The 18,527-nt window shown below is 37.8% G+C and carries 15 protein-coding genes and 1 tRNA gene; 2 read left to right on the forward strand and 14 right to left on the reverse strand.

Translation table 11 applies throughout. The features are described from left to right. Positions 1-523 precede the first annotated feature (523 nt). Complete coding sequence (locus tag DCE79_RS15115) at positions 524-2,059, reverse strand: PucR family transcriptional regulator (protein WP_108713822.1); 1,536 nt, start codon at positions 2,057-2,059, stop codon at positions 524-526. A gap of 131 nt (positions 2,060-2,190) precedes the next feature. On the opposite strand from DCE79_RS15115, the gene DCE79_RS15120 reads away from it, so the two are divergent. Then, positions 2,191-3,438: a Zn-dependent hydrolase gene (locus tag DCE79_RS15120; protein ID WP_108713823.1), complete on the forward strand. Its 1,248-nt coding sequence runs from the start codon at positions 2,191-2,193 to the stop codon at positions 3,436-3,438. A 341-nt stretch (positions 3,439-3,779) separates the two neighbouring features. Here the strand turns inward: DCE79_RS15120 and DCE79_RS15125 are convergent, their stop codons facing one another. From DCE79_RS15125 to DCE79_RS15160, 8 genes are all read right to left on the reverse strand, one after another. Next, positions 3,780-4,247: a nucleotide-binding protein gene (locus DCE79_RS15125; protein WP_108713824.1), complete on the reverse strand. Its 468-nt coding sequence runs from the start codon at positions 4,245-4,247 to the stop codon at positions 3,780-3,782. A 218-nt stretch (positions 4,248-4,465) separates the two neighbouring features. Further along, on the reverse strand, positions 4,466-4,657 hold the full coding sequence (gene tatA / locus DCE79_RS15130) for a twin-arginine translocase TatA/TatE family subunit (protein WP_108713825.1): 192 nt from the start codon (positions 4,655-4,657) through the stop codon (positions 4,466-4,468). Between the two features lie 30 nt (positions 4,658-4,687). Further along, positions 4,688-6,412, reverse strand: a complete 1,725-nt coding sequence (locus DCE79_RS15135) for a GMC family oxidoreductase (RefSeq protein ID WP_108713826.1) — start codon at positions 6,410-6,412, stop codon at positions 4,688-4,690. Between the two features lie 17 nt (positions 6,413-6,429). Beyond that, positions 6,430-7,170: a gluconate 2-dehydrogenase subunit 3 family protein gene (locus DCE79_RS15140; RefSeq protein ID WP_108713827.1), complete on the reverse strand. Its 741-nt coding sequence runs from the start codon at positions 7,168-7,170 to the stop codon at positions 6,430-6,432. A gap of 230 nt (positions 7,171-7,400) precedes the next feature. Then, positions 7,401-8,186, reverse strand: a complete 786-nt coding sequence (locus DCE79_RS15145; RefSeq protein WP_108714514.1) for a basic amino acid ABC transporter substrate-binding protein — start codon at positions 8,184-8,186, stop codon at positions 7,401-7,403. A gap of 151 nt (positions 8,187-8,337) precedes the next feature. Further along, positions 8,338-9,060: an amino acid ABC transporter ATP-binding protein gene (locus DCE79_RS15150; protein WP_108713828.1), complete on the reverse strand. Its 723-nt coding sequence runs from the start codon at positions 9,058-9,060 to the stop codon at positions 8,338-8,340. Then, on the reverse strand, positions 9,061-9,762 hold the full coding sequence (locus DCE79_RS15155) for an amino acid ABC transporter permease (RefSeq protein ID WP_108713829.1): 702 nt from the start codon (positions 9,760-9,762) through the stop codon (positions 9,061-9,063). Between the two features lie 811 nt (positions 9,763-10,573). Next, positions 10,574-10,648 (reverse strand) — tRNA-Arg (locus DCE79_RS15160). Between the two features lie 233 nt (positions 10,649-10,881). On the opposite strand from DCE79_RS15160, the gene clpP reads away from it, so the two are divergent. After that, a complete protein-coding gene (clpP, locus tag DCE79_RS15165) occupies positions 10,882-11,475 on the forward strand; it encodes an ATP-dependent Clp endopeptidase proteolytic subunit ClpP (protein WP_108713830.1) in 594 nt (197 codons plus the stop codon). Positions 11,476-14,795: 3,320 nt separating this feature from the next. Here the strand turns inward: clpP and DCE79_RS15170 are convergent. From DCE79_RS15170 to DCE79_RS15190, 5 genes are all read right to left on the reverse strand, one after another. Further along, positions 14,796-15,053, reverse strand: a complete 258-nt coding sequence (locus DCE79_RS15170; RefSeq protein WP_108713831.1) for an HPr family phosphocarrier protein — start codon at positions 15,051-15,053, stop codon at positions 14,796-14,798. 109 nt (positions 15,054-15,162) lie between these two features. Then, positions 15,163-16,110, reverse strand: coding sequence for a DNA-binding protein WhiA (gene whiA, locus DCE79_RS15175; protein WP_108713832.1), 948 nt, complete (start codon positions 16,108-16,110; stop codon positions 15,163-15,165). Positions 16,111-16,162: 52 nt separating this feature from the next. Beyond that, a complete protein-coding gene (yvcK, locus tag DCE79_RS15180; RefSeq protein WP_108713833.1) occupies positions 16,163-17,134 on the reverse strand; it encodes a gluconeogenesis factor YvcK family protein in 972 nt (323 codons plus the stop codon). Positions 17,135-17,138: 4 nt separating this feature from the next. Continuing rightward, positions 17,139-18,020, reverse strand: a complete 882-nt coding sequence (gene rapZ / locus DCE79_RS15185; RefSeq protein ID WP_108713834.1) for an RNase adapter RapZ — start codon at positions 18,018-18,020, stop codon at positions 17,139-17,141. 19 nt (positions 18,021-18,039) lie between these two features. Next, positions 18,040-18,507, reverse strand: coding sequence for an NUDIX domain-containing protein (locus tag DCE79_RS15190; protein WP_108713835.1), 468 nt, complete (start codon positions 18,505-18,507; stop codon positions 18,040-18,042). Positions 18,508-18,527: the final 20 nt, after the last annotated feature.

Genomic DNA, 18,527 nt, shown 5'->3' on the forward strand with positions numbered 1-18,527 from the left:
TTTAGATCATTTTGGTTCATCACCGTAACATGGGGTTGATTATTGTTTTATCAGTTTGTCTAGCTATTGGCGGGCTACGGCATGACCGCATTATGGCCACGTGGTACGTGTCCATACTACTGTCTTTAATGCCGCATGCGAGGCCCGCCAATACAAAGTGTTGTACATTTTACCCAGTTAAATGCGTCTGATAATGCCGCTTGCGCTATCGCGAGGCGGCGGGGATTGATCAAGTTTATCCTCTATTCTAAGTGAATTTTGAATCCTATTTCGTCATTGAAATGAAAGTGAATGCCATGGTATTCCAAAATAGAGTGCCGCGAAGCGCAGGGGGCGACCCCTTGGGGATTAAGCGTGCGCGGAATATCCACTTGTTGCTTGCCGCCGTAGAGGCAAGTAACAAGTTAGATGGAGCCACGCCCCCAGGAAAGCGTCCCCCGTAGCGTAGCAGAACGGACTAGATTAAAAAGGAATCACTTTGAATCCTAAAATTATGTCATCCCCAACTTATGGTGATGAGCCATCATTTTTCCATACTTATTAAATTTTGGCTCGTCATCAAAAGCATAATCTCAAGGCATAAACGATTTTCATAATTCATAAAATCACTTCCAATGATCTGTTCAATTTTTTCAAGACGATGGTAAAGGGTTTGACGGACAATAAATAATTTTTCTGCCGTTTCCTTTTTTAATCCATTACATTGTAAATACATAGTCAAGGTTTGCATTAAGTTGCTGTTATGTTTTCGATCATAAAGACTAAGTTTTTCTACTTTTTCATTCGCCATATGCATAAGTATTTGATTATTTTGTAGCACTTTCACCATATGATAAAGTGTCAGGTCATCATAAAAATAGGAAAGTTCCATGTTCTTCAGACGGATTTGTAATGAATCTTGTGCGGTTTGATAGCTTTCTTGTATCTCATTATAGTGGTACACATATTTTCCTACTGCAATTAATGTATCAAGTCTATATTGATTAATAATTTCATACATCGCACGTTTCATACGCTCTTTATACGTATTTTCTTGAAGTAGATCACCTAAGATGAAAATTAAATATTGCGATTGCTCCACAATAAATGTATAAAAACCTTCTTTTTTTAAGGACTGACGCAAATTAATTTTATAATTCGTTAAATCCTTTTTAATATTTTCTCTTCTTAACTGATGAAGCATTACCATCCAACCATTTTGGGTTAGTTTTGGATCAATCTCTTCTATAAAATAAATCATTTCTTCGTTGCTATTTTGACCTTCCAACCACTTCTCAAAAAATTTTCGGTGCTCACTTTCAAGCTTTTCTTCTATAAATAAGTCTCTTAATACAAATTGAGACAAGGTCACTACCGTTCTGTCCAAAATTAGAATGTCTAAATTATTAATTTCCCTTTTTTCACAATAAATGTATACCGTGCCATACACATGATCAAATAAATTCAATTCATTACACGCAGTATATTTACTATTCAATCCGTTGATATAATCTTTGAGGTTTTCAATTTTTTTATCTGGTATTGCTATGCTTGTCCTTTTGTTCACATCAAAAAATACATTTACATTTAAATATTTTTGCATGTATTGAAGAATTTTTACTTTGTCATTTACCTTTAAAGCATACCTATTTATTTTTTGAGAATAATCTTCAAGCTGTTTTAAAATATCGTATTGTTGATGAATAATTCCGGTATGTAAATCCTGTGTAATCTCGATAAAAGGGACAACTTGTTCGAAAACAATAAGAGGAAAATCCAATTTATTTGCTAAATTAATAACGCTGTCGGGGATGATTTCAATATACATTCCTAACTCAACACAAAGACCTGCCACATCTAAATCACTAAGTTGTTGGACAAATTGAAGAAAACCTTTTTCATTATCTTTTAAAATAACGCCAGTGGTAAGTATCAACTCATTGCCTTTTATTAATTGTTTTACATCAGTAACTTCCATTATATGAATCCATTTAATGACATGGCTTAATCCCATTTTACCTGCGACTACTTTTGCAACTTCAAAATGTTTTCGATTTAATACTTCTTGAACCGTTAACATAAGTGTTTCCTCCCCAATTGACATATTGTCCATACGATTATTGCAATATTTTACAATCCGTATATATAAATATGTTTTAAACGAGTGATATAGTATAACTGTATTTCTGACTTTAAAAAGGAGGTTACACTATGTTAAAAACAAATCGAGAACGACTAAAAAAATATATAGAGTTATTTAGTCAAATTGGGGCTACAGAAAATAATGGCGTCACACGATTAAGTCTTTCTGAAGAAGACATTATTGCTCGCGACAAATTTAATGCCATTTGCAAAAACCTTGGAATGGTGGTAACCGTTGATGACATGGGTACAATGTATGCAACACTTCCATGTAAAACGGACAATTCACCTATTGTGATGGGTTCACATTTGGATTCAGTTATAAAAGGTGGGCGCTTTGACGGCGTACTCGGTGTGTTAACCGCCTTGGAAGCAGTAGAAACAATTATCGATGCAAATATTGAACTTAATCATCCTTTAACTATCGTTAACTTTACAAATGAGGAAGGCGCACGCTTTGAACCTTCACTAATGGCCTCTGGGGTACTTTCAGGAAAATTTGAAAAAGCAAAAATGTTCACTTCAACAGATCGAGAAGGGATAACATTTGAAGAAGCATTAGAAAAGAGTGGTTATAAGGGCGAAGAAACTAATCGTTTAACTGAGGCACATGCATACTTGGAACTTCATATTGAACAAGGTCCTGTTCTTGAGCATTACAATAAGGAAATTGGTGTTGTTGAAGGTGTTCTTGGAATGGTATGTTATGATATCACATTAACTGGGGAATCCAATCATGCAGGTACAACCCCTATTTCCATGCGAAAAGATAGTATGTTTGCTACCATGCAGATTATATCGATCTTACAAAACAAATTAAAACAACTTCCAGATGATCTTGTTTATACGATTGGACGTATTAACGCATATCCAAATATTCATACAGTAATTCCAAACACTGTAACATTCTCATTTGAATCCCGCCATCAAGACCCTGCAGTCATTAAACAAGTAGAACAAATCATTTTTGACTTACCAAAAGAAATTGAGAATTGTCAGCTTAGCTACACTAAATTATGGAGCCGTGAGACAGTTTATTTTGCACCTGAAGTGATTAATGCCGTAATGGCAAGTACAGATGAATTAGGTTACTCCAGCTATCAAATGTTTAGTGGAGCGGGTCATGATGCGCAATTTATCGCAGGGTATATTCCTTCTACAATGATTTTCGTGCCTAGTGCAAAAGGTTACAGTCATCGTGAAGATGAATATACATCATATGAAGAGTGTTCAAAGGGTGCTGATGTACTTGTCAATGCCGTATTAAAAATTGCTAAAAGTACCATTCCTTCAACAAATTCCGTTAGTGTAAATTAATGGATCATCACCATAAGTTGGGGATGGCAAAATTTTAGGATTCAAAGTGATTCCTTTTTAATCTAGTCCGTTCTGCTACGCTACGGGGGACGCTTTCCTGGGGGCGTGGCTCCATCTAACTTGTTGCTTGCCTCTAAGGCGGCAAGCAACAAGTGGATATTCCGCGCACGCTTAATCCCCCAAGGAGTCGCCCCCTGCGCTTCGCGTCACTCGTTTTATAAATGATAGGGATTACTACTTTATGCTACCGAAAGTATTAAAAAAGCGATTTCCATCTAACGGAAATCGCTTTTTTCATATTCTATTTTTAGTTCCATTTATATTTAGACCCTAAGTTCAAATTACCCCATACTATTCCCACACTTCTCACAAAACATTTTAGGTTCATCATAATGCTCGTTACAGTTACTACAACAATAGGTTTGTGTAGACAGTATGTCTTGATTTACTTCTTCTACTAATGAATTTTTTTCATCAGATTCCCTAACCACTGCTTCTTCAACGCCGACTAATTTGCCGCGTTCACTTAATTCTTCAATTTCCAGTTCTAGCCGCGCGATAGCCTTTTCTTTTGTCTCAATTTGAGTAAGTTGATAGTTTACCATAGTAATCGAAAACAGATTATTTCGATTCATATTGACGATTTCCCCAATTTCTTGTTTGAGAAACTTTATTTCGTCTTCTAACACACCAATTTGTTTTCGTACTTTAGATCGATCAACAGCAAGTGACGTTTTGCTACTAAGTGTACTGACTTTTTTATCTACCTTTTTCCTCCAATTTTGAAATGCCCCTTTAACTTCAACCATAAAAGACCTCCATTTCAAACGAAATATTCATCTAGCAATCAACATGGCCAGCTACTGTATCCTCTTTTTACAATATGTATCTCCTTATTAAAGTATTACCGTGCGTCGTTTAATTTGTTTTCTACCGGCGTGCATCAGCAATTGGTGGGGTGGTTTTTGGTTATTATTGGAATTAAAAACAGGGTGACTCAACATTTATGAGTCACCCAACTTTGTATTTACTTTTTCTCCTTATCATCTTTTCCGGTCTTTTTCTGTTCATCATCTTCCATCAAATCACGGGTAGACGATTTAAATTCACGTAATGTTTCACCAACAGCTTTTCCTAATTGAGGTAATTTTGCTGGTCCAAATAAAATTAAAGCAATCACCAATATAATGATTAATCCTGGTACACCAATACTGGGCATAGAAAGTACTCCTTTCCATATGTCGTATGATTATTTTGGCTGAATGACTAAACCGCCACCATTTTTTAAGAATGCCATCATACCTTCTGTCGCACGATAAGTTAATGCACCCATTGTCGGTGTTGGGTTCATCGGTCCGAAATGCGGAAATGCCGAAGATCCACATACAAATAAGTTTTCGTAATCCCACATTTGTGAATAGTTATTGACGGCCGAGTTTTTTGGACTCGAACCCATAATAGCACCACCCCCATCATGTTGGAATGTAAAGCGACCACTGAAATGCTCTTGCATTGGGTGAGGCACAACAAGATCTGCCCCCATTTCTTCTAATTGCTTTACACATTTGTCAGACAAAAATTCATGACGTTTAAAATCCATCTCATGATAATCAAATGTGACACGAAGTAACGGATCTCCATAGTCATCTTTATAAACAGGATCTAAACTTAAGTAGTTATCTTTATAAGGTAAAAATGCACGCTGCGATACCACCGATAAAGTTCTATTGTAGTAATAGATTGATTTATCTTTAAACTCTTTCCCCCATGACGGCGTATCAGGAGGAACTGGATTGTTCGTGATTGGCTCATTTCCTAATAAGTGCATTTCAATTTGACCACCATGAATAAAGTCAACATTCGTATGATCAAAATTATCAGCATTGAAATCATTGTAAGCAGAACCCCATGCGCCTGTACCTATGAAATTGTTGAATTTCTTTTCTTCAAAGTAACCAGTGGCACCTAAAATGGTATGGTGATCCGTATAGTTCTTACCAATAATTCCTTTACCTGTATCTGGGTCATAAGGTTGACCAATTTTAGATAGAAGCAGTAACCTCACATTATTAAAAATATAGCTCGTTAGTGCGACTACATCCGCTAGTTGATCAAATTCTTCACCTGTTCGAATGTCGCGATAACGAACACCTACAACTTTATTACCATTCTTTAAAATACGTGTCACCAACGCATGTGTTCGTAATTCAAACTTTCCTGTCTTTTTGGCAGTTGGAATAACTGTCACGATCGGATCTGATTTAGCACCGTATTCACAACCATAGCTCCCACAGAATGAGCAATATTGACAGGCATTTAATGTTTCACCATCCGGATTTGTATACACTTCAGATACATTTCCTGCGGGTACTCGGTATGGGTGATAACCTAAACGGTCAGCTGCATCATGAAACATCTGTAGTTGCGGTGCCATTAATAATGGCGGTGTCGGATACGGTGCCGAACGAGGACCGGCTAAAGGATCTTCTTCCCCCGAAATACCAGCCATTTGTTCAAATTTTGTATAGTATGGTTCAATTTCTTCGTAAGTAATCCCCCAATCTTGTATAAGCATATTGTCAGGGATTTTACCTGCTCCATAACGTTCAATCGTTTTACTACGAATTTCAAAATCATACGGGAAGTAACGGTAGGCTTGAGCACCCCAGTGTGTACCACCGCCACCTGTGCCTGTACCAAGAACTAAATCACTTTCACTTCTTACAGGACGTGCCTCATCTTTTCTCGTGTTACGAAATGTTAGTGTATCTTTATTTAATTTTTGCATTAAGTCTTTACGAATATTGTATTTATACTCGTCATGACAAAGTAAAAAATCTTCAACCGATCGTTCTTCTCCGCGTTCTAACCCAACAACATTGTAACCAGCTTTTGTTAACTCGGCAGCAACAATTCCACCTGCCCATCCCATTCCAGTTGTCACAACATCTACTTTTGGTAATACTGTAACCATTATTTTCCCCCTACCCTTTAATGTTTATGTCCACCTACGGAAATTGGATCGATGACTAGGAACTCATCTGATTGTGCATACGCAAGGTATGACATTTGTGCACCTGGGAACTCTTTCATTTTCCAGCCATCCATATTTTTGTTCCCTCCGTATAAAGGATCACAGAAGCATCCTTGTAAAGTTACATTCCGCAATAAACCGAAAAATGCAGAAGAGGAGATTAAATTCATTTCAACTTCACCCGCTTCAAGCTTTTGTAAAATCGCAATTTTTTGTTCTTCGTCTAATTCCGTAAAACTACTCGCATCATACTCGCTTTTTGCAAGTTCTTTAAGCTTCCGCGCACCTTCGATAAAAATAGCCCCATTCGTTAATGGTGTATGGCCCTCTTGGAATGGCTCTTTTCGATATTCATACGTATTCGTACCCCATTGACCTGCCAATTGTTTGTCTAAGAAGTAAGGTGCATTAAGGGCGATTGCACCAGGACCGTTTGAATCTTCTGGATAAATCACATCCATTGCAGCGGCAATCGTATCGAAATCGGATGTGCGGCGAAAGAACTGTAAGGCTTCTGTAAAATCAGGTTGTCCTCCATTCTGCGTTGTAGTGACTGGTCCTTGAGTTCCGTTTTTATTTGTGAAAAGAGACCCTAACGTACCACCTAGTACTAGCCCTCCCACTGCAATACCAGAATTCTTTAAAAATGAACGTCTCGACGACTTTTTATCTAAAATCTTTTCTTTTCCCTCGTCCATAATTTCCCTCCTATTTTTAATCTCTTACTTAATAAAAATAATCATTCATTTCAGCAGTGAATGAATACCTTTTTATCCATTATTTCTATTGTTTGCATTAAATATTCATCTATTTTTTCTTTCTATTCATTTGACCTTGTAAAATCAACAAAAAAATCCGTCCTGCAAATTTGTGCAAGACGGATTTTTTCTAGTCACTATTAAGATGTTTATTGGAAATATACTGTCAATTAATCGATTTTTTGACCAGTAATTTCTTCTAACTTCCCGTTTTCTTTAATTTTCTTAAGACCTTCGTTTAAAAGATCAAGTAATTCTTTGTTTCCTTTTTTCACCATAAATCCGTAATACTCTTTTTCAAACTGATCTGATTCAATTGCTTTTAAACCAGATTTCGGATTGTTTTTTAAGTATTCTAACACAACGGCATTGTCACCAATAGAAGCCGCTGCTGTTCCATTAATTACTTCTTGGAATGCAATAGGTTGATTCTCATATGCTAAAATATTTGTGCTCGTAATTCCTTGTAAATCTTTTGCAGCTTCATGACCTGTTGTATTTATTTGTACAGATATTTTTTTGTCTTTTAATTCATCTAATGTTTTAATCGGTGAATCTTCTTTTACAACAATCATTAATGTTGCTTCATAGTATGGATCTGTAAAATCAAATGTCTTTTTACGCTCTTCTGTAATTGTAATACCAGATGCCCCTAAGTCTAATTCTTTATTCGTTACTTGTTGGAATACTGGCTCCCAACCTACATTTTTAAATTCAACTTCAGCATCCACTTCTGCACCGATTGCATTCATGACATCTACATCTATCCCAACGATTTCACCCTTGTCAGTCATCGATTCAAATGGTGCGAATGTGGCTTCTGTACCAACTGATAATTTTGAAAAGCCTTTGTCGCCTTCAGCACCTGAAGTATTGTCCTCCGACGTACCACATGCAGCTAAAACTACCGATAATGCCAATACAAGCATTAACATAAATACATTATTTTTTTTCATCATTCATAAATCCCCCTCTGTTTAACTTTTTATAATTATACATATTAACTAATAAAAATACAATATTAAATTTCAATATTCGGAATTCCTACTATATGAAAGGACAATCTCACTCATTTACCTCTTCCGTAAGACCGTCTTTCTTCGTTCGTTATAATACTTTTCCTAAAAAGGCTTTTGTACGCTCACTTTGTGGGTTACCGAAAAGATCTTCTGGATGTCCTTGTTCAACGATATAGCCACCATCCATAAACAATACACGATCGCCTACTTCACGTGCAAAGCCCATTTCATGTGTGACAACAACCATCGTCATCCCTTCTTTTGCCAGGTTTTTCATTACGTCTAAAACCTCTTTTACCATTTCTGGATCAAGGGCTGAAGTAGGCTCGTCAAATAACATAATTTTCGGCTTCATCGCAAGTGCTCGAGCTATAGCAACACGTTGCTGCTGGCCACCTGAAAGCTGTTGCGGGTAATTATCCGCTTTTTCACGCAAACCCACTTTTTCTAATAATTCTATTGCAAGCTTTTTTGCATTTGCTTTATTTAATTTACGAATTTGCATCGGGGCCATTGTAATATTATCGATGACCGACATATGCGGAAACAGGTTAAATTGTTGGAACACCATGCCTACTTCTGTACGGATATCATTAATATTTGATTTTGGATCATTAATCTTGACGCCTTCAATGTAAATGGCACCATCTGTTACTTCTTCTAGTAAATTCATGCAACGAAGGAATGTACTTTTACCTGAACCCGACGGACCGATAACACAGACAACTTCCTTTTCATGAATTTCGTAATCAATTCCTTTTAACACTTCGAGCTTGCCAAAATGCTTATGTAAATTTTCAACCTTAATCATTTAAGCACGCTCCTTTTTCTTTCTTGGGTTGTAATTGATATCGACTTTTCTTTCAATAAGCGTAATAACCTTTGAGGCCGAATACGTTAAGATTAAATAAAGGAATGCTGCGAATAAATACGGCTCCCAAAATCGATAATATGTACCTGCTACAATTTTACTTACATATAAAATGTCTGCCCCAGCAATAATCGTAACTAGTGATGAGTCCTTTAATAGGGCGATAAACTCATTACCTAACGGAGGAATCATGCGACGAAATGCTTGTGGCAAAATGACTTTACGCATCGCTTGGGAATGTGTTAAACCAAGTGAGCGTGCTGCTTCCATTTGCCCTTTATCAATGGACTGAATCCCTGCACGGAAAATTTCTGCATTGTATGCCGCACTATTTAAGATTAGTCCAACAATCCCAGATATCCACCAGCCCAAACCATGTCCGAAAATAGTCGGAATGACCGCTAAATGTATTAATAGTAATTGCACCAGCATTGGCGTTCCACGAAATAAGTCTACGTAAATTTTAGCTGGCCAGTAGATCCACTTTTTCTGTGAAACTTGGCCTAATCCTAAAAATAGACCCAAAATAATCCCACCAATATAACCACATGCTGTTAATCCAATTGTTACGAGTAAGCCTTTTGCATACAGTTCACGGTAGTTCCAGATCATTTCCCAATGAAAAAAATCAAAAATCTCCATCTGAAACCCTCCAATCATTTATTTTTATTTCTTTATAAAATTCCAATTTACTATACTAAAGTATTAAAGGGCTTCAAGATATAAAAGCTTAACTGAATTACTATTAGCTTATTTCATTATATTAATTTCGCATTTAATATACAAGATTTAATTTTCTAAATAATGATTATTATTTCATAATAGTGAATTTTTATTTACTAATTAGCGTATTTTTCATGTTTTTATTAATAATTATTCATAAATAAGCAGATTACCAAAAGATGTAATCGAATATTTATGCACAAAAAAAGCACTACCCGTCATTTCCATACGTGTAGTACTCTTGAATTTATTATTTTAGATTTCACAAGAAATGACTTTGGGGTAAAAAGAAACGGTACAGTGATTCTTTTTACCCCAATATAACTTCATTTCCCATTGTAGACAATAGTACGTATTACTACTTCTACAATTGGTATATAAATATATTAAGACAGTAAAATGGTGCCCATCAAAGGACATGATTTTATAGGCAAAACATGCAATCGATTTTCATTCCTAAAAAAGAACTCTCGACGCAGTTCGCAATAAATTACAACATTTATTAATTTACTAATTCTCACGTCATTTATCAAGTATTATTTCTTATAATTCTCTCATAAAATAAAGAAATATTTAGTTTTGAAAGCTTAAGTACAATTTATTTGGTTTATTTTGTAAAAGAATGGGAAAATTATAAGTGTGGAGTAAAAAAGTGTATAAAATACCGTGTGAGGTAGATGTGGCATACCATTAAAATCTATTGTTGAATTTGTCGTGTCGTTTAAAATTATGGTGCCCTCGGGGGGAATCGAACCCCCATTACAAGAATCGGAATCTTGCGTGTTATCCATTACACTACGAGGACGTTATAAAGTATATTAAATAAACTATACAAACATACCTTCATATGAACTTCTTACTTATTTAAGCGACTTACCCATTATACAGAATAAACAACACATTTTTCAACCTTGAATATCAGAGTTTATATTTGACCATCCTTGACTAATACGTGTATTATAGGTTTACAGCTGAAGTACTTTCCAATTTCAGCATAAGTATACGAATATAGGCTCTAACAAAGGGAGGATTTTTTCAATGAACTTAATTCCTACAGTTATTGAACAAACAAACCGCGGTGAACGTGCTTATGACATTTATTCACGTTTATTAAAAGACCGCATCATTTTATTAGGTAGCGCAATCGATGACAATGTTGCCAACTCAATCGTTGCACAGCTTTTATTTTTAGAAGCTGAAGATCCAGAAAAAGATATTCACCTTTACATCAACTCTCCAGGTGGTTCGATTACTTCTGGTATGGCCATCTACGATACAATGAACTTCATCAAACCAGATGTATCAACAATTTGTATTGGTATGGCTGCTTCAATGGGCGCATTCTTACTTTCTGCTGGTGCAAAAGGTAAACGTATTGCTTTACCAAATGCAGAAGTAATGATTCACCAACCACTTGGTGGCGCACAAGGTCAAGCGACTGAAATCGAAATTGCAGCACGTCGTATTTTATACTTACGTGAAAAATTAAACCGTATCATGGCTGAAAATTCTGGTCAAGATTACGAAACATTAGCTCGCGACACAGACCGTGATAACTTCATGAGTGCTGAGCAAGCAAAAGCGTATGGTTTAATCGATAAAATTTACGATCGTAGCCCACAAAAAAAATAATATTTTTTCAAAGGCATGTAGAAATTCATTTTCTACATGCTTTTTTTATTTATGTAAATGAATCCATTTTTTAATGAAGAGATGATTCGGGCATAGTCATTTGGCAGGTTCTTCGCACGCAAGCCGCACAGGCAAGATAATGTCACAATCCGTTTGTTGTGACATTATCTTTGTGACGAAAGCGAAGCGACAGTCACAATTTAATAGACTATATAGAAGGAGTTTAAAGACCCGCCAATATTTGGTGTATCCATTTTCCCTTTACTTGTATTCACGTGCTGGCGCTTACAGTGGTAGGCGCCAGTCTTTTTATTGGGTGAATCTTTTTATACAGTAGGGTTTATCATAGTGAATTCATCCTTTGTTATAGGGGTGACTCGGGTGTTTCGTTTGGACGGGTGCAGCACACATTCACAAAGCCTCTTTCGGTCTTCTAATGAAAAGGTTATTCAGGTGTAGTCTTTTTGGCAGGTTCTTCGCACGCAAGCCGCACAGCCATGTTGCACATGCCTGTACGACTCGCCTTTGTGCTTCGTGAAAGACCTGCCAATATAAGGGTGTATCCATTTTCCTTTTGCTTGTATTCACGTGCTGGCGCTTACAGTGGTAGGCGCCAGTCTTCTAATAGGGTGAACCCTTTTTATAAAGTAGGGGAAATCACAATGTATTTATTTAAAACATCTAAATACTGTGAACTCATTTATCTAGCCATTATAGAATTTGAAGGCTTTGACAACTATTGAACCCTATCTATCCATATATTCATCCCTTTACAAAAAGAGAATCTGTGACAGTCCCTTTCACACTTAACTCAACGGACTCGCTTTAAAAGTAAACGGCGCCTTTGCTCGCCAACAGCGCCGCCCCTGAATACATGCAAAGGCATAATGGATTACACTTCGATTTGGCAGGCCTAGCCCAAGGCGCAAAGAAGAGTCGTAAAGATATGTGCAACATATCTTTGCGACTCTGGGCGCCCAGCCTGCCAATATACGATACACTTTCATAACATCTCTATTAGAAGATGACTAGCTCTGACAATACCTTCAACCCACCAAATTCAACGGACTCGCTTTAAAGAAAAACGGCGCCTTTGCTCGTCAACAGCGCCGCCCCTGAATACAAGCAAAAGTAGAATGGATTACACTTTGATTTGGCAGGCCTAGCCCAAGGCGCAAAGAAGAGTCGTACAGATATGTGCAACATATCTATGCGACTCTGGGCGCCCAGCCTGCCAAAACCCGATACACTTTAATTACATCTCTATTAGAAGATGACTAGCTCTGACAATCCCTTCAACCCATAAAATTTAACGGACTCGTTTTAAAAGTAAACGGCGCCTTTGCTCGCCAACAGCGCCACCCCCGAATTCAAGTAAAAGTAGAATGGACTATCCTTTGATTTGGCAGGCCTAGCATACCGCAACAGTATCAGTAGTAGGGACACGTACCACGTGACCCTGCTGCTGATATGCGGTCGCCTGCCAAAATACGAAACACCTTAATAGAACATTTATTAGAATTTGACTAGCTCTAACAATCCCCTTGCTCTATCAAATTCAACGGACTCGCTTTAAAGAAAAACGGCGCCTTTGCTCGTCAACAGCGCCGCACCCGAATACATGCAAAAACAGAATGGATTACACTTTGATTTGGCAGGCCTAGCCCAAGGCGCAAAGAAGAGTCGTACAGATATGTGCAACATATCTTTGCGACTCTGGGCGCCCAGCCTGCCAAAACCCGATATACTTTAATTACATCTCTATTAGAAGATGACTAGCTCTGACAATCCCTTCAACCCATAAATTCAACGCACTCGCTTTAAAAGTAAACGGCGCCTTTGCTCGCCAACAGCGCCGCCCCTGAATTCAAGTAAAAGTAGAATGGACTCTCCATTGATTTGGCAGGCCTACTGATATGCGGTCGCCTGCCAAAATACGAAACACCTTAATAGAACATTTATTAGAATTTGACTAGCTCTGACAATCCCCTTGCTCTACCAAATTCAACGGACTCGCTTTAAAGAAAAACGGCGCCTTTGCTCGTCAACAGCGCCGCCCCTGAATACATGCAAAAGTAGAATGGATTAAACCTTTGATTTGGCAGGCCTAGCATACCGCAACAGTATCAGTAGTAGGGACACGTACCACGTGACCCTGCTGCTGATATGCGGTTGCCTGCCAATATACGAGACACCTTAATAGAATATTTATTAGAATTTGACTAGCTCTGACAATCCCCTTGCTCTACCAAATTCAACGGACTCGCTTTAAAGAAAAACGGCGCCTTTGCTCGTCAACAGCGCCGCCCCTGAATACATGTAAAAGTAGAATGGACTATCCTTTGATTTGGCAGGCCTAGCATACCGCAACAGTATCAGTAGTAGGGACACGTACCACGTGACCCTGCTGCTGATATGCGGTTGCCTGCCAAAATACGAAACACCTTAATAGAACATTTATTAGAATTTGACTAGCTCTGACAATCCCCTTGCTCTACCAAATTCAACGGACTCGCTTTAAAGAAAAACGGCGCCTTTGCTCGTCAACAGCGCCACCCCCGAATTCAAATCAAAGTAGAATGGACTATCCTTTGATTTGGCAGGCCTAGCATACCGCAACAGTATTAGTAGTAGGGACACGTACCACGTGACCCTGCTGCTGATATGCGGTCGCCTGCCAAAATACGAAACACCTTAATAGAACATTTATTAGAATTTGACTAGCTCTGACAATCCCCTTGCTCTACCAAATTCAACGGACTCGCTTTAAAGAAAACCGGCGCCTTTGCTCGTCAACAGCGCCGCCCCTGAATACAAGCAAAAGTAGAATGGATTAGCCTATGATTTGGCAGGCCTAGCACAAGGCGCAAAGAAGAGTCGTACAGATATGTGCAACATATCTTTGCGACTCTGGGCGCCCAGCCTGCCAAAACCCGATACACTTTAATTACATCTCTATTAGAAGATGACTAGCTCTGACAATCCCTTCAACCCATAAAATTCAACGGACTCGCTTTAAAAGTAAACGGCGCCTTTGCTCGTCAACAGCGCCGCCCCCGAATACATGTAAAAGTAGAATGGACTATCCTTTGATTTGGCAGGCCTAGCACAAGGCGCAAAGAAGAGTCGTACAGATATGTGCAACATATCTTTGCGACTCTGGGCGCCCAGCCTGCCGATACACTTTAATAACATCTCTATTAGAAAATGATTAAGTTCTGACAATCCTTTCAACCCACAAAATTCAATGGATGACACTTTCGATGTAAACAAAAAGCACAGCCCGGGTTGAATTGCTTCAAATGGACTGTGCTTTGAAATTAGTTTGCTTTTTCGATTAATGCTTGTAAAGCGTTGATTGCTTTTTCTTCATCATGACCTTCAGCACTTAACGTAATAAACGTACCTTTTGCTACTGCTAAGCTCATGATGCCCATGATGGATTTTGCATTCACTTTTTTTGCCTCTTTTTGTAAAAAGACATCCGCTTTATAACGGTTTGCTTCTTGGACAAACAATGCAGCTTGTCTCGCTTGCAAACCAGATTTCAATTTTACTTCTACTTGTTTTTCGATCATTTTGAAATACTCCCTTTCACAACCGTTCCTCGCTATTTATTCCATCTTATCGAAATTAACCGAAAAGAACAATAATAGAATGCTCGATTTATGAAATCGTTACCAATTTTTATTTTATAATATTGTCACCACGACGAAGTGCATCTGCAATTTCGTCAATTTTACGCAGACGGTGATTGACGCCTGATTTACTTACAACGCCTGTTGAAACCATATCACCAAGCTCTTTTAGAGTAACATCTTGGTATTCAACACGAAGTCGAGCAATTTCACGTAACTTATCAGGTAGCTGATCTAAGCCAATTGCATTGTCGATGTAACGGATATTATCCACTTGGCGTAATGCTGCCCCGATAGTTTTATTTAAATTCGCTGTTTCACAGTTAACGATTCGGTTTACGCTGTTACGCATATCTCGTAAAATACGAACATCTTCAAATTTTAGCATTGCTGATGTAGCACCTACTAAATTTAAGAAATCTGATATTTTTTCAGCTTCCTTTAAGTAGGTGACAAACCCTTTTTTACGTTCAATCGTCTTCGCGTTAAGATCAAAATGATTCATCAGCTCTGCCAACGCTTCTCCGTGCTCCTTATATAAAGAATACACTTCTAAGTGATACGAAGAAGTTTCTGGGTTATTGACAGAACCCCCTGCTAAAAACGCGCCTCGTAAATAAGCACGTCGTTGATTTTTTTTCGGAATAATTGACGCTGAAATTATATGATTAAACTCAAATGAATTTGATACAATTTCTAAATCGGCTAATATTTCACGCGCACCTTCACGAATACGGCAGATATACACATTATTTTTTTTCAATCGCATTTTTTTTCGAACTAATAATTCAACAGTATATGGATACATTTTTTTGACAATCGTATATAAACGCCTTGCAATGGCAGCATTTTCAGTTTGAACATCTAAGCTTATTTGACGATTCGCAAAGCTTAAACTCCCATTCATTCGAATAAGTGCGGACACTTCAGCCTTTAAACTGGCGTCATCCGCTTCAACTTGTGTCAATTCCTTCTTTGTTTCTGATGCAAATGACATAATGTGTTCCCCCTTTCCTAGCAAACTATGTAGTTCTTAGCTTACTGAACTATTACGTTAATGGTTGCTTTTGTTGTGTATATTCACATAACCAATCGGCTAAATTTTTTGCATCATGTCTGACAACACCCTTATGAATGCGGGCAATTTCCTTTTGAATAATCTTAATGCCCATCTCTTCAAGTTTCTCAAAATCAATCAAGACTGGCTCTGCATTTTCCTCACGATAAATTTCATGAATTGAAGAAGGAAATTGTGTTGCATTAATAAGTATCGATTCAATAAATGGCTGTCCGACATGCATATGAATCGCTTCAATATGTTGAGACGCTGAATAGTGAATCGTCTCACCACGTTGTGTCATTAAATTGGCAATATAAATTTTTTCACCTTTTGCACGGGCAACCGCTTGCCCAATTCCTTTTACGAGCAGGTTCGGAATAATACTTGTATACAAACTACCAGGTCCAATTAATATATAATCCGCGCGTTCAATTGCATGAATCGCAGCTGGCAGGGGCTTTAAATGCTCTGGCTCTAAATAGACACGCTTTATCGGTGTTTGAGCTAACGGAATATTGGACTCACCTGTAATCATCGTACCATCCACAAGTTCCGCATGTAAGGTAACCTTCTTATTGGCAGCAGGCACTACTTTTCCATGAACATTAAAAACCTTACTCATTTCAGAAATCGCATGATTAAAATCCCCTGTAATATCCGTCAGTGCCGTTAACATTAAGTTACCTAACGAATGTCCACCTAATTGGTTGGATTGTGTGAAACGGTATTGAAACATTTGCTCTACTAGCGGCTCAACGTCCGACAGAGCAGCAATTACATTTCGCACATCTCCTGGTGGAGGAATATCATAGTCATCACGTAGGCGGCCTGAAGAACCTCCATCATCTGCAACAGTCACAATGGCTGTAATGTCAAATGGATGTTGCTTTAAGCCACGTAAAATCGTCGATAGCCCTGTTCCGCCACCGATAACGACAATACGTGTTTTCTTTTTTTTCATTCCATCAATCCTTCCTGTGATTGATATCTCGATGAGTTATGACAACTTGCTCGGTATTTCCTAATAATTTTCCGAAATACTCGGCTAACGTAACAGAACGGTGTTGACCTCCTGTACAGCCAAATGCTATCACAAGTTGTGACTTTCCTTCTTTGCGATAATGCGGGATCATGAAAGCTAACAAATCTGTTAACTTCGTGATTAACTGCTGTGTTTCTTCAGTTGCCAAAACATAGGAAGATACTTCAGTTTGTAAGCCCGTTTTATGGCGCAATTCTTCTATATAATATGGATTTTTTAAGAAGCGTACGTCGAATACTAAATCGGCATCAATCGGAATACCATGTTTAAAACCAAAAGACATCACATTCACTGAAAATGTTGAAATACTCATATTTGTAAATTCTTTCGTAATGCGTTCACGTAATTCAATTGGTTTTAACTTTGATGTATTCACTACTGTTTTCGCGCGTCCCTTTAATTCAGATAGTAGTTCGCGCTCAAGCTGAATTCCTTCAAGTGGTAGTCCTTGAGGAGCGAGTGGGTGTGAGCGTCGTGATTCTTTATAACGTCGAACAAGCGTTGCATCATCAGAGTCTAAAAATAAAATACGTGGTAAAATATCCTCTTCATCTAACAAAGCATCAAGTGATTCAATAAGTGAATCAAAAAATTCTCGTCCACGTAAATCCATCACAACTGCGATACGTGAAATTTTCTTCTCAGAGTCTTTCATTAATGCTAAAAAAGTTGTCAAAAGTTCAGGTGGTAAATTGTCTACACAGTAGTACCCTAAATCTTCAAAACTTCGAACAGCAACTGTCTTTCCTGCTCCCGACATCCCTGTAATAATAACTAACTCATGCGTATGGCTTGAACTACCCACGTATGTTCATCTCCTCATATTATTGTGCGACCGAATTTTGGATTTTTTCGCTAATTAACTCAAAATCCTCTGTATACTCAAATGTACCATATTGCATCCCTTTATTTAATGCGGCGAACAATAAATTTGTTCGATCTCCTGCAGCCATTGGCAATTCATTTATACTTTCTATTGGATGCCAGCCTAGAATGCCTTCGCGTGTTTCTACAAATGGAATTCCTTCAACATCTGTTGCGACAAATGTATAAAGCATCCATTCATCGACAACTTTGTCCCCATTTTTAATAACCATTGTATAAGTCCCTTTTAAATGGACATTTTTTGGTGTTAGGTTTGTTTCTTCTTGGAATTCGCGTACAGCAGATTCATAAATGGACTCTCCTAATTCCATTTTGCCACCTGGCGCAACAAACCAACCTCTTCTTGGTTTTTGTAGCAATAATACTTTCCCATCTTTAATAGCTAATAAATTCGTAATGCGTTGCATCAATAACACCTCAATTCTCC

It is taken from the genome of Lysinibacillus sp. 2017, assembly GCF_003073375.1.
In the GTDB taxonomy this organism is placed as follows: Bacteria; Bacillota; Bacilli; order Bacillales_A; family Planococcaceae; genus Solibacillus.

Excerpts from the sequence above, each read along its gene's own strand:
- DCE79_RS15115 (WP_108713822.1), bottom strand. The coding sequence starts at position 2,059 with ATGTTAACGGTTCAAGAAGTATTAAATCGAAAACATTTTGAAGTTGCA.
- DCE79_RS15120 (WP_108713823.1), top strand. The coding sequence starts at position 2,191 with ATGTTAAAAACAAATCGAGAACGACTAAAAAAATATATAGAGTTATTT.
- DCE79_RS15125 (WP_108713824.1), bottom strand. The coding sequence starts at position 4,247 with ATGGTTGAAGTTAAAGGGGCATTTCAAAATTGGAGGAAAAAGGTAGAT.
- tatA (WP_108713825.1), bottom strand. The coding sequence starts at position 4,657 with ATGCCCAGTATTGGTGTACCAGGATTAATCATTATATTGGTGATTGCT.
- DCE79_RS15135 (WP_108713826.1), bottom strand. The coding sequence starts at position 6,412 with ATGGTTACAGTATTACCAAAAGTAGATGTTGTGACAACTGGAATGGGA.
- DCE79_RS15140 (WP_108713827.1), bottom strand. The coding sequence starts at position 7,170 with ATGGACGAGGGAAAAGAAAAGATTTTAGATAAAAAGTCGTCGAGACGT.
- DCE79_RS15145 (WP_108714514.1), bottom strand. The coding sequence starts at position 8,186 with ATGAAAAAAAATAATGTATTTATGTTAATGCTTGTATTGGCATTATCG.
- DCE79_RS15150 (WP_108713828.1), bottom strand. The coding sequence starts at position 9,060 with ATGATTAAGGTTGAAAATTTACATAAGCATTTTGGCAAGCTCGAAGTG.
- DCE79_RS15155 (WP_108713829.1), bottom strand. The coding sequence starts at position 9,762 with ATGGAGATTTTTGATTTTTTTCATTGGGAAATGATCTGGAACTACCGT.
- clpP (WP_108713830.1), top strand. The coding sequence starts at position 10,882 with ATGAACTTAATTCCTACAGTTATTGAACAAACAAACCGCGGTGAACGT.
- DCE79_RS15170 (WP_108713831.1), bottom strand. The coding sequence starts at position 15,053 with ATGATCGAAAAACAAGTAGAAGTAAAATTGAAATCTGGTTTGCAAGCG.
- whiA (WP_108713832.1), bottom strand. The coding sequence starts at position 16,110 with ATGTCATTTGCATCAGAAACAAAGAAGGAATTGACACAAGTTGAAGCG.
- yvcK (WP_108713833.1), bottom strand. The coding sequence starts at position 17,134 with ATGAAAAAAAAGAAAACACGTATTGTCGTTATCGGTGGCGGAACAGGG.
- DCE79_RS15190 (WP_108713835.1), bottom strand. The coding sequence starts at position 18,507 with ATGCAACGCATTACGAATTTATTAGCTATTAAAGATGGGAAAGTATTA.